This is a genomic window from Umezawaea endophytica (genome assembly GCF_025061645.1).
Taxonomy (GTDB): domain Bacteria; phylum Actinomycetota; class Actinomycetes; order Mycobacteriales; family Pseudonocardiaceae; genus Umezawaea; species Umezawaea endophytica.
Map to the genome: position 1 here is coordinate 812,860 of NZ_JANYMP010000002.1, position 11,586 is coordinate 824,445.

11 protein-coding genes are annotated in these 11,586 nt (G+C 68.8%); 9 read left to right on the forward strand and 2 right to left on the reverse strand.

All coding sequences use genetic code 11. The features are described from left to right. The first annotated feature begins 14 nt into the window (after positions 1 to 14). From NZH93_RS07340 to NZH93_RS07355, 4 genes are all read left to right on the forward strand, one after another. Positions 15 to 392 carry an OB-fold nucleic acid binding domain-containing protein gene (locus NZH93_RS07340; RefSeq protein WP_259622140.1) on the forward strand — a complete coding sequence of 126 codons (378 nt, stop codon included), beginning with the start codon at positions 15 to 17 and terminating at the stop codon, positions 390 to 392. After that, the gene (locus NZH93_RS07345; protein ID WP_259622141.1) at positions 389 to 1,135 is read left to right on the forward strand and encodes a DUF3159 domain-containing protein; all 747 of its coding nucleotides are present in this window, start codon (positions 389 to 391) and stop codon (positions 1,133 to 1,135) included. Before NZH93_RS07340 ends, NZH93_RS07345 begins: the two co-directional genes overlap by 4 nt. A gap of 135 nt (positions 1,136 to 1,270) precedes the next feature. After that, entirely contained in the window at positions 1,271 to 1,525 is a 255-nt protein-coding gene (locus tag NZH93_RS07350) for a type II toxin-antitoxin system Phd/YefM family antitoxin (RefSeq protein WP_259622142.1), read from the forward strand. Further along, complete coding sequence (locus tag NZH93_RS07355; RefSeq protein WP_259622143.1) at positions 1,522 to 1,947, forward strand: type II toxin-antitoxin system VapC family toxin; 426 nt, start codon at positions 1,522 to 1,524, stop codon at positions 1,945 to 1,947. The genes NZH93_RS07350 and NZH93_RS07355 overlap by 4 nt, the downstream gene beginning before the upstream one ends. Before the next feature lie 66 nt (positions 1,948 to 2,013). Here NZH93_RS07355 and NZH93_RS07360 read toward each other — a convergent pair whose 3' ends face one another. Then, positions 2,014 to 2,670: a potassium channel family protein gene (locus NZH93_RS07360; protein WP_259622144.1), complete on the reverse strand. Its 657-nt coding sequence runs from the start codon at positions 2,668 to 2,670 to the stop codon at positions 2,014 to 2,016. Beyond that, the gene (locus NZH93_RS07365; protein WP_308214176.1) at positions 2,670 to 3,332 is read right to left on the reverse strand and encodes a potassium channel family protein; all 663 of its coding nucleotides are present in this window, start codon (positions 3,330 to 3,332) and stop codon (positions 2,670 to 2,672) included. Before NZH93_RS07365 ends, NZH93_RS07360 begins: the two co-directional genes overlap by 1 nt. A 104-nt stretch (positions 3,333 to 3,436) precedes the next feature. On the opposite strand from NZH93_RS07365, the gene NZH93_RS07370 reads away from it, so the two are divergent. From NZH93_RS07370 to NZH93_RS07390, 5 genes are all read left to right on the forward strand, one after another. Continuing rightward, positions 3,437 to 5,431 carry an APC family permease gene (locus NZH93_RS07370; protein ID WP_259622146.1) on the forward strand — a complete coding sequence of 665 codons (1,995 nt, stop codon included), beginning with the start codon at positions 3,437 to 3,439 and terminating at the stop codon, positions 5,429 to 5,431. A 47-nt stretch (positions 5,432 to 5,478) separates the two neighbouring features. Continuing rightward, positions 5,479 to 6,714 (forward strand): class I SAM-dependent RNA methyltransferase, encoded by a 1,236-nt coding sequence (locus tag NZH93_RS07375; protein WP_259622187.1) that lies wholly within the window; start codon positions 5,479 to 5,481, stop codon positions 6,712 to 6,714. A gap of 168 nt (positions 6,715 to 6,882) precedes the next feature. Next, entirely contained in the window at positions 6,883 to 8,844 is a 1,962-nt protein-coding gene (gene dxs / locus NZH93_RS07380; protein ID WP_259622147.1) for a 1-deoxy-D-xylulose-5-phosphate synthase, read from the forward strand. A gap of 617 nt (positions 8,845 to 9,461) precedes the next feature. Continuing rightward, the gene (locus tag NZH93_RS07385; protein WP_259622148.1) at positions 9,462 to 10,145 is read left to right on the forward strand and encodes a response regulator transcription factor; all 684 of its coding nucleotides are present in this window, start codon (positions 9,462 to 9,464) and stop codon (positions 10,143 to 10,145) included. Then, positions 10,117 to 11,277, forward strand: coding sequence for a sensor histidine kinase (locus tag NZH93_RS07390; protein WP_259622149.1), 1,161 nt, complete (start codon positions 10,117 to 10,119; stop codon positions 11,275 to 11,277). Before NZH93_RS07385 ends, NZH93_RS07390 begins: the two co-directional genes overlap by 29 nt. Positions 11,278 to 11,586 lie beyond the last annotated feature (309 nt).

An 11,586-nucleotide genomic window follows, 5' to 3' on the forward strand; every position in this document is an offset into this window, starting at 1 on the left:
ACCTGGAGTCGGGGATGAGTGTTTCCGGGGACGGCTATTGGCGCCGTCTCATGCGTCGCCTCACCAGCGACGTGACCGAGCTGGACGCGGACGACCTCTCCCGGAAGGCCGAGGCGGTCGGCGCCATGCGCGCGTGCGACTGCAAGTCCGGTGAGGAGGTGACCGTGATGGGCAGGCTCCGCAGCGTGGAGATGTGCCCGCGCGACTCGGCCGCCACGCTGGAGGCCGAACTCTTCGACGGCACCGAGGGCGTGACCCTGGTCTGGTTGGGCCGCCGCCGCATCGCGGGCATCGAACCGGGCCGCACCATCAAGGCCCGCGGCCGCATCGCGGTCCGCGACGGGCGCAAGGTGCTCTACAACCCGTACTACGAACTCCAGAACGCTTCATGACCCCGACGAACGGCCAGAACGTGACGGAAGAGCAGAAGACGAAAACCGCCGACCCCGAGAAGATGCCGACCATGCTGGAGCAGATGGGCGGCGTCAGCGGCCTCGTCTACTCCTCGCTCCCAGTCGTCGTGTTCGTGCTGGTCAACACCTTCGCGGGCCTGTACCCCGCGATCTGGAGCGCACTCGGCTCCGCGGTGCTGATCGGCGTCGTGCTGGCGGTCCGCAAGGGCTCGATCCAGCCCGCGGTCTCCGGCCTGTTCGGTGTGGGCGTGGCGGCGTTCATCGCCTACCGCACCGGTTCCGCCAAGGGCTTCTTCCTGTTCGGCATCTGGCAGAGCCTCATCTACGCGGGCGCCTTCCTGCTGTCGATCGCGGTCCGCTGGCCCCTCGCGGGCGTCGTGTGGTCGTTCCTCAACGGCCGCGGCACGTCGTGGCGCAAGGACCGCCTGTCGATCCGCGACTACGACATCGCGACCCTCGTGTGGGCACTGGTGTTCGGCTCCCGCTTCGTCGTCCAGCAGTGGCTGTACGACACCGCGTCCGTCGGCTGGCTCGCCTTCGCCCGCCTCGCCATGGGCTACCCGCTCATGGCCATCGCGGTCGCCGCGACGGTCTGGGCCGTCCGCCGCTCGGACAAACGCCTCAAAGCCCTCGAGGAAGCCGAAGCGACCGAGGTGCGGGAAACCGAAGAACAACTACGCGCCCGCTACGCCACCCCACCAAAACCACTGCCGGAAACCTGACCAACCGATTCCGCCCCCGCCCGGCACGTCCGAGCGGGGGCGGAGTCGTCAGTAGCCCAGTGCGGAGCGGATTTCCGTCTCGACGGCGGTGGTGGCGATAATTTGAGCTACGATTGTGGCCACAGGAGGTGCGGCGTGGAAGTTGGAATCCGAGAACTGCGCGATGGACTCAGTCGCCACTTGGCGGAAGTTCGTCAAGGGCGGACCGTCGTGGTCACAGACCACGGGCACGCCATCGCTCGCATCGTGCCCGTCGGTCAGCCGACCTCGCTCGAACGGTTGATCGCCGAAGGGCGCGTCCGTCCGGCCAAGGCGCGAAAGCGGCCCGCTCCCGAGCCGGTCGCCGCAACGGGTTCGATCAGCGACCTGGTGGGGGAACAGCGGCGTTGATCGGTTACTTCGACACCTCGGCCTTCGTACCCCTCTTGATCACCGAGTCGAGCAGTGAATTTTGCAGGCGCTTCTGGAACGACTCGGACAGCGTCGTCACCACGCGCCTCCTGTACGTCGAGGCCGCCGCCGCGCTGGCCCAGGGGGTGCGCATGGGGCGACTGACCGACGAAGGCCACGGTGAAGCCCTCCGGTTGATGGACCGGATGTGGAACGAGTTCGAGATCGTCGAGGTCGACGAGGTCGTCACCGGTCGCGCGGCCGAACTGGCCCACCTGTTCGCGCTTCGCGGCTACGACGCCGTGCACGTGGCGTCGGCGGACCAGTTGGAGGACGGGGATCTCGTCGTCGCGAGCGGCGACACCAAACTGCTCAAGGCGTGCTCTCAACTCGGTCTGTCCACCGCGGACACCAACGCGTAGCGGCTCAGCCCCTCGAAACCCGACCACCCAGCCCCCGCCCGGCGCGTCCGAGCGGGGGCTGAGTCGTCAGTAGCCCAGTGCGGAGCGGATTTCCGTCTCGACGGCGGCGGTGGCCACGAACAGGAGTTCGTCGCCGCCCTCGAGCGTGTCCTCGGCCGACGGGACGATCACGCGGCCGCCGCGCAGGATCGTCACGAGTGCCGCGTCGCGCGGCAGGGTCAGGCCGCTGACCGGTTCGCCCGCCAGCGGGGTGTCGTGGGGGAGGGTGATCTCCACGAGGTTCGCCTGGCCCTGGCGCAGGGTCAGCAGGCGGACCACGTCGCCGACCGTCACGGCCTCCTCGACCATCGCGGCCAGGATGCGCGGGGTCGAGACGGCGACGTCGACGCCCCACGACTCGGTGAACAGCCACTCGTTGGCCGGGTCGTTGACCCGTGCCACGACGCGCTTGACCGCGAACTCCGTCTTGGCCAGCAGCGAGACGACGAGGTTGACCTTGTCGTCGCCGGTGGCGGCGATGACGACGTCGCAGAGCTGCATCCCGGCGTCCTCCAGCGACGACAGCTCGCACGCGTCGGCCTGCACCCACTCGGCCTGCTCGACGGTGTGCGGCTCGAAGTGCGCGAAGTCGCGTTCGATCAGCATCACCTGGTGGCCGTCGGACACCAGTTCCTGCGCGATGGACCGGCCGACGGCTCCCGCGCCCGCGATTGCGACCCGCATCAGTTCTCCTCAGGTGCGCGAACGGCCGCGGCGGTCACGTCGGTGACGGTGCCGGACAGGGCTGCGACGTAGATCACATCGTCTGCTTGGACGACGGACTTGGAGTCCGGCAGCACCCCGGTGCCGAACCTCATGATGAACGCGACCCGGCTCCCGGTCGCCTCCTGGAGGTCGGCGACCGAGTGGCCGACCCAGTCCTCGTGCACGGTGATGGGCAGGACGGCGACGGTGCCGGACGGGTCGCGCCACGCCGTCGTGGAGCCCTCCGGGACCAGCACGCGGAGGAAGCGGTCGGTGCTCCACGGGACCGTCGCGACGGTCGGGATGCCGAGGCGCTCGTACACCTCGGCGCGCTTGTGGTCGTAGATGCGCGCGACGACGTGCTGGACCCCGAAGGTCTCCCGTGCCACGCGCGCCGAGATGATGTTCGAGTTGTCACCGCTGGAGACGGCGGCGAAGGCGCCCGCCCGTTCGATGCCCGCCTCGATCAGCACCTGCCGGTCGAAGCCGTTGCCGACGACCTGCTGGCCGTGGAAGTCGGCCCCCAACCGCCGGAACGACTGCGCGTTCTTGTCGATGACCGCGACCTGGTGGTCAAGTCGCTCCAGGGCCTTGGCCAGGGATGTCCCCACCCGGCCGCAACCCATGATCACCACGTGCACTGCGTGCCTCCTCGTTCTTCGCGCCGCGACCTGCGCGACCGGCGTGACTGAACCTACCCATGGTTGGTCCGAAACGGTGAGCGGACCGCTTACGCTCTGGACCCGTGTCCAAGCTCGCAACCGCGGCCAAGCGCCTTGTCGTCGGCAGGCCCTTCCGCAGTGATCGACTAGCCCACACGCTCCTGCCCAAGCGCATCGCCTTGCCGGTCTTCGCCTCGGATGCGATGTCCTCCGTGGCGTACGCGCCGGAGGAGATCTTCCTGGTGCTCTCGGTCGCGGGCCTGTCCGCGTACACCTTGGCACCCTGGGTCGGCCTCGTGGTCGTGGCTGTGATGCTCGTCGTGGTCGCGAGCTACCGGCAGAACGTGCACGCGTACCCGTCCGGCGGCGGTGACTACGAGGTCGCGACGGTGAACCTGGGTCGCCGGGCCGGGCTGACGGTGGCCAGCGCGCTGCTGGTCGACTACATCCTCACGGTGGCCGTGTCGATCGCCTCGGCGATGGCGAATATCGGGTCGGCGGTGCCGTACGTCGCCACCCACAAGGTCGAGTTCGCGGTCGCCGCCATCGTCGTGCTGACCGCCATCAACCTGCGCGGCCTGCGCGAGTCCGGCACCGCGTTCGCGATCCCCACCTACGCGTTCATGGTCGGCATCCTGCTGATGATCGGCTACGGCCTGTTCCGGGCGTTCGTGCTGGGCGACCAGATGCACGCGGAGAGCTCCAGCATCGAGATCCGGGCCGAGGACGACCACCTCATGGGCCTCGCGTTCGTGTTCCTGGTGCTGCGCGCGTTCTCCTCGGGCTGCGCCGCGCTCACGGGCGTCGAGGCGATCAGCAACGGCGTGCCCGCGTTCCGCAAGCCGAAGTCGCGCAACGCCGCCACGACCCTGCTGCTGATGGGCCTGATGGCCGTCACGATGCTGATGGGTCTCATCGTCCTGGCGCAGGTCACGGGCGTGCGGATGGCCGAGGACCCGGCGCACCAGATCGTCAACGCGCCGCCCGGCTACGAGCAGAAGACGATGGTCGCCCAGATCGCGGGCGCGGTGTTCGAGGGCTTCCCGGTCGGCTTCTACTTCATCGCCTCGGTCACCGCGCTGATCCTCGTGCTCGCGGCCAACACCGCGTTCAACGGCTTCCCGGTGCTCGGCTCGATCCTCGCCCAGGACCGCTACCTGCCGCGCCAGCTCCACACCCGCGGCGACCGGCTGGCGTTCAGCAACGGCATCGTGTTCCTCGCCGGCGCGGCGGTCGTGCTGGTCATCGCGTTCGACGCCGAGGTCACGAGGCTGATCCAGCTCTACATCGTCGGCGTGTTCGTGTCGTTCACGCTCAGCCAGCTCGGCATGATCCGGCACTGGAACCGGCTCCTCGCGACCGAGGAGGACGCGACCGCCCGCAACCGCATGCGGCGGTCCCAGACGATCAACACCGTGGGCCTGGTGATGACCGGGTCCGTGCTCGTGGTCGTGCTCATCACCAAGTTCACCAAGGGCGCCTGGATCGCCATCGCCGCGATGGCCGCCATCTACGCCCTGATGACCGCGATCCGCAGGCACTACGACCGGGTCGCGGAGGAGCTGAGGCAGCAGGAGCGGCAGAAGATGCTGCCCGCCCGCAACCACGCCATGGTGCTCGTGTCCAAACTGCACATGCCGACCCTGCGCGCACTGGCCTACGCGAAGGCGACCCGGCCGGACGTGCTGGAGGCCGTCACGGTCAACGTCGACGACGCGGACACCCGCAGGCTCGTGCAAGACTGGGAGAAGGAAGCCTTCAAGATCCCGTTGAAGGTGATCGAGTCGCCCTACCGCGAGATCACCAAACCGGTGCTGGACTACGTGAAGCGGATGCGCTCGGACAACCCGCGCGACGTCGTCACGGTGTTCATCCCCGAGTACGTGGTCGGCCACTGGTGGGAGCAGATCCTGCACAACCAGAGCGCGCTGCGGCTCAAGGGGCGACTGCTGTTCGAACCCGGTGTGATGGTGACGAGCGTGCCGTGGCAGCTCGCGTCGTCCACACGGGTCCACGACAAGGACGTGATCGCGCCCGGCGCGATCCGTCGCGGTTTGGACAAGAGGGACCCCAGGTGACTTCGCACGACAAGCCCGCCGACCACGACGACCTCCCCACCGGTGGGGTGGAGAAGCCCAACTGGCGCCACCGCAGGATCGAGGTCGAGGTCGGACCGGTGGCCCACGGCGGCCACTGCGTCGCCCGCCACGAGGGCCGGGTCGTGTTCGTCCGGCACTCGCTGCCCGGCGAGCTGGCCGTCGTGCAGATCACCGACGACACCGGCGGCTCGTTCTGCCGCGGCGACGCGGTGGAGATCCTCCGGCCGTCCGCCGACCGGGTCGAGCCGCCGTGCCCGTTCTCCGGACCGGGGCTGTGCGGCGGCTGCGACTGGCAGCACGCCTCCTGGGAGGCCCAGCGCGACCTGAAGGCCGCCGTGGTCGAGGAGCAGCTCCACCGGCTCGCGAACGTGGACCAGGCCGTCGTTGTGGAGGAGCTGCCCGGCGGCCCGACCGGGTGGCGCACCCGGATGCGGATGGCGGTCGGCCCCGAGCGCAGGGCCGGGTTCCGCGGCCACCGCAGGCACAACGTCGTCGTGGTCGACGAGTGCGTGATCGCCGCCCCCGGCGCGCTGGACGAGGCCGTGCGCCGCGAGTGGGCGGTCGGCGGCGAGCTCTCCGTCACCCGCGACGCGGGCGGCCAGGTGCACATCACCGAGTCCGGCAAGCCCCAGCCGCGCAACGGCCGCCGCGCGGTGCCCGGCAGGCCCATCCGCAGGCGCGGCAGCGGCACCGCCGTCGAACTGGCCGCCGAGCGCACGTGGCGGCTGGACGCCGAGGGCTTCTGGCAGGTCCACCCGGCCGCCGCCGACACGCTGGCCGCCGTCGTCCGCGAGTGGGCGGACGCCGGACCCGGCACGCTCGCCTGGGACCTCTACGGCGGTGTCGGGCTGTTCGCGTCCGTGCTCGCCGAGCAGGTGGGCCCGACCGGCCGCGTCGTGGTCGTCGAGTCGTCCCACCAGGCCGTCCAGGACGGCGTCGCCAACCTGTCCGACCTGGGCCAGGTCGAGTTCCGCCGCGGGAAGGTCGAGGACGTCCTGTCCTCACCCGACTTCGTCGACCAGAACCCGGACGTCGTGGTGCTCGACCCGCCCCGCAAGGGCGCGGGCAAGGTCGTCGTCGGCGAGATCGCCCGGCGTTCACCCGCGCGGGTGGTCTACGTCGCCTGCGACCCCGCCGCACTGGCACGTGACGTGGCGACGTTCGCGGAACTGGGGTATCAGCTGGCCGATCTCCGGGCCTTCGACGCGTTCCCGATGACACACCACGTCGAGTGCGTGGCGCTCCTCGTCCCCCGAACGTGAGCCTCCATACACCCTGAGAAGCCAACCTGACGGGTGGTCTTCACGTCCTGGTCAAGGCAAGCGGGTGAGGAACTGCGCCTCAGCCGTGCCTCCGTAGACTGACCGGACGATGCGCATCCACCACGATGCGTAATCCGAACCGACGCAGACCACAGGCGAGGTGGAGCGGTGACGCTGCTGGAATCCGTGCAGGGACCGGCGGACTTGAAACGGATGACCGCCGAGGAGCTGGTGCGGCTCGCGGAGGAGATCAGGGGATTCCTGGTCGACAAGGTCTCCCGGACCGGTGGTCACCTGGGCCCCAACCTGGGGGTGGTCGAGCTGACCATGGCCGTGCACCGGGTCTTCGACTCGCCGCGCGACCCGGTCGTCTTCGATACCGGTCACCAGAGCTACGTGCACAAGATCGTGACGGGGCGCCGCGACGGCTTCGACGCGCTGCGCCAGCGGGGCGGCATGTCCGGCTACCCGTCGCGCTCCGAGAGCGAGCACGACGTCGAGGAGAACAGCCACGCCTCGACCGCGCTGTCCTACGCCGACGGCCTGGCGAAGGCGTTCCAGCTCACGGACGCCAAGCGGACCGTCGTCGCGATCGTCGGCGACGGCGCGCTCACCGGCGGCATGTGCTGGGAGGCGCTGAACAACATCGCGGCGGACAAGACCCGCCCGGTCGTCATCGTCGTGAACGACAACGGCCGCTCGTACTCGCCGACGATCGGTGGTCTCGCGGACCACCTGTCCTCGCTGCGGCTGCGGCCGGGGTACGAGCAGGTCCTGGAGAGCGGCAGGCGCGCCTTGCAGCGGACACCGCTGTTCGGCAAGCCGCTGTACGCCGCGCTGCACGCCGCCAAGCGCGGCATCAAGGACGCGCTGGCCCCCCAGGCGATGTTCGAGGACCTGGGCCTGAAGTACATCGGGCCGGTCGACGGCCACGACCTGCCCACGCTCGAATCCGCGCTGACCCGCGCGAAGGCGTTCGGCGGCCCGGTGATCGTCCACGCGGTCACCCGCAAGGGCAACGGCTTCGCCCCCGCCGAGAACCACCAGGCCGACCAGATGCACGCCACCGGCGTCATCGACCCGATCACCGGTGAGGCCGTCGGCCCGTCGAAGCGGACGTGGACGCACGTGTTCGCGGACGAACTGGCCGCGCTCGGCGGCGAACGCGAGGACCTGGTGGCCATCACGGCGGCCATGCGCGGCCCGGTGGGGATGGACAAGTTCGCCGGCCTGTACCCGGACCGCTGCTTCGACGTCGGGATCGCCGAGCAGCACGCGATGACGTCGGCCGCCGGTTTGGCGATGGGCGGCCTACACCCGGTGGTCGCGGTGTACGCGACGTTCCTCAACCGCGCGTTCGACCAGTTGCTGATGGACGTCGCGATGCACAAGCAAGGCGTGACGATCGTGCTGGACCGGGCCGGGATCACCGGTCCCGACGGGGCCAGCCACCACGGCATGTGGGACATGTCGATCTGCGGCTTGATCCCCGGTATCCACGTGGCCGCTCCCAGGGACGCGGCGACGCTGCGGGAGGAGCTGCGGGAGGCCGTCGAGATCAGCGACGCGCCTTCGGTGGTGCGGTACCCGAAGGCGTCCGTCGGTCCGGACCTGCCCGCGTTGGAGCGCGTGGGGACGGTTGACGTGCTGAGGAGGCCCGCGGAGGGGGAGAGCGCGGATGTGCTTCTCGTGCCCGTCGGGTCGTTTGGTGAGCTTGGTGTCGCTGCTGCTCAGAGGCTCGCGGATCAGGGGATCGGGGTGACGGTCGTTGATCCTCGGTGGATTCACCCGGTGCCTGCTGAGCTGGTGGAGATGGCGGCTGAGCACAAGCTCGTGGTGACTGTGGAGGATGGCGGACGGCACGGCGGGTTCGGTTGGACGCTGGCCGCGGCGTTGCGTGATGCGGATGTCGAGGTGCCTTTGAGGGACCTTGGGGTGCCGCAGGAGTTCCACCAGCACGCTGAGCGGGCGGAGGTGTTGGCCCAGTTGGGGTTGACGGCGCAGGGGGTTGCTCGGCGGGTCACGGAGTGGGTTGCTGGGCGGATGGTGGAGGCGTCTGGGGCGTCGGAGTCTGGGGCTGGGTCCGCGTCTGCGTCGTCGTCGGAGATGGGTGCGGCGGCGAAGAAGTAGGGTCCCTGGTTGTAGCCCGCAGCCCCGGTCCAGGTGACCGGGGCTGCGGTGTTTCTCTGTCTTGATCTTTCCCTTGGCTTTGCTCACGACCCGACCCACTAGGGCGCTTGACCAGGCGCACGCAACTGACCCGGCACACACTTCCCCCGCCGCCCCCATCCCCAGCGCCCTTCGTGCTTTTCACGCTTTGTCAAGGCATCTTTCCCGCCTTGACAAAGCGTGAAAAGCATTGAAATAATTGCGCGAGCGGGGTGGCGGGGGAACCCCTGTGGGTCAAACTCGCAGGTCACAGCGTGGTTGGGTGACGTACCGAAGTCCCAGCGAGGATGTGGCCGATTTGACTTGGGGCCCCTAGATTTGCCCCTTCGTCGGACAATAAAGGGCAGAGGTGAAGCTGCCGTCCGACGCAAGTTTAAGGGGCAAATCCCCCAAGTAAAATCGGCCACGCTGCGTAGACGGCGTCCGGCTTCGTAGGTGGCTGGCAGTCGGCGAGGTCCGGTTTTGTAGGTGGCTGGCTGCTGTTGGCGTCCGTTGCGTTGGTGGTGAGGCCTGGACGTTGGGGCGGTCGGTTTCGTCTCTAGCGGTGGTTCTCAGGTGGTCCCGGTAGCGTTGTGCTTGTGCGGATCCTGGTTGTTGAGGACGAAGTGCCGTTGGCCGATGCGATTGCGCGTGGTCTGCGGCGAGAAGGCATGGCTGTGGATGTTGCCTACGACGGCGAGTCCGGTCACGAGAAGTCGACTATCACGCGGTACGACGTGGTTGTCCTTGATCGTGATTTGCCTGGCATGTCCGGTGATGAGCTCTGCAAGGAGATCCTCAGCTCTGGTGCGTTGACGCGGGTCATGATGTTGACCGCCAGTGCGGGGATCGATGATCGTGTTGCCGGTCTGTCGTTGGGGGCTGACGACTACCTGGCGAAGCCGTTCGCCTTTCCCGAGTTGGTGGCGCGGGTTCGTGCGCTTGCTCGTCGGGCCACGCCTGCCACGCCTCCCTTGTTGAGTGCGCGTGACGTCGAGCTTGATCCGGCTCGGCGGACTGTGCGGCGTGCCGGTGCGCTGGTGGAACTGACTCGCAAGGAGTTCGGTGTCCTTGAGGTGCTGCTCGCCGCCAAGGGGTCCGTGGTCAGCAGTGAAGAGCTGTTGGAGCGGGTGTGGGATGAGAATGCTGATCCGTTCACGACGACTGTGCGGGTCACGGTGATGACGTTGCGCAAGAAGCTCGGGGAGCCCGGCATCATCGACACGGTCGTGGGTTCCGGTTACCGGGTCCCCAGTGCTGGGAGCGGCTCCGCTGAGGACTGACTTCACCCAGCGGCGGGGTCCGGGGCTGCGGCTTCGCATCACGTTGCTCGCGACGGCGCTCGTCGCGTTCGTGAGCTGTTTGCTGCTCCTGCTGGGGTGGATGCTCGTTGGGCGTGTTGTCGACTCGATGCCCGCGTTCCCCGAGGGCAGCACCGTGCAGGTGGACGGTGTCGAGGTCGACACCGATGTGTTGAGCCAGGTGCTCGGGGCGAACGCGCGTGCGGACGTCGTTCGGTCCGGGGCCGTGGCGTTCCTGTTCGTGGTGCTCGCTGCCGCCGTGCTGGCGTGGGCGATCACCGGGCGGGTGCTCAAGCCCGTGCACGACGTGACCGAGGCCGCGCGCAGGTTGTCGGCCGAGTCGCTGGGGGAGAGGCTGCGGCTGTCCGGGCCCCGTGACGAGGTGGCCGAGTTGGCCGACACGTTCGACGGGATGCTCGACCGCTTGCAGGCGGCGTTCGACTCGCAGCGCCGGTTCGTCGCCAACGCGTCGCACGAGCTGCGGACGCCCCTGTCGGTGATCCGCACCGAACTGGACGTGACGCTGTCCGACCCGGACGCGGACGACGAGGAGCTGCGGCGGATGGCCGGGGTGGTGCGGTCGGCGACCGAGCGCGCCGAGCAGCTCGTGAGCGCGCTGCTGCTCCTGGCCCGCACCGAGGGGACGCGGTTGGCGGTGCACGAGCACGTCGACCTGGCGACCGTCGTGGACTCGGCGTGGCGGGCGGTGCGGACCGAGTCGGCCGCGAAGCAGTTGCGGATGAGCTTTCGGACCGGTCCGGCGCACACCGTGGGCGATCCGGCGTTGCTGGAGCGGATCGCGGGGAACCTGCTGGAGAACGCCGTGCGCCACAACGTGGTGGGCGGGTGGATCGACGTGGTGACCGAGGGCGGGCCGCAGTGGTCCGCGCTGCGGGTGTCGTCGTCCGGGCCGCCGATCGCGCCGGACCTGGTGGAGAGCCTGTTCGAGCCGTTCCGCCGCGGTGGGACCGATCGGACCGCGCGCACGGGGACGGGACTGGGGCTGTCGATCGTGCGGGCAGCGGTGACCGCGCACGAAGGACGTGTGCACGCCGAGGCAGTGCCCGGTGGGGGGCTCGCGGTGATCGTGCACCTGCCCGTCGCGAACCGGTGAAAGAAAGTTCGCGTGGTCCCGGTCACAGTTGTGCGTGATTTGAGGGGTTTCGGGGCACTCTGAGAGGTCCGGCAGGGGTTCCGAGCTGGGGTTATGTTGACCTTGGGCGTAGGGGTACCCCGATTTGGACCCCGGTTCATGGGGGTGTAACTTTCTCCTTGTCACCGCGACACGGACCGGAAACGGGCCGGAGCGGGGGCCACAATCTTCAGAACTGAATGCCTCGCAGGCCGATTTGACAGTCAGAAAAATCGCTTGCTAAGCTTCAAACACAAGCCCCGGATTGCACCGCGGTAAGACGCGGTTTGA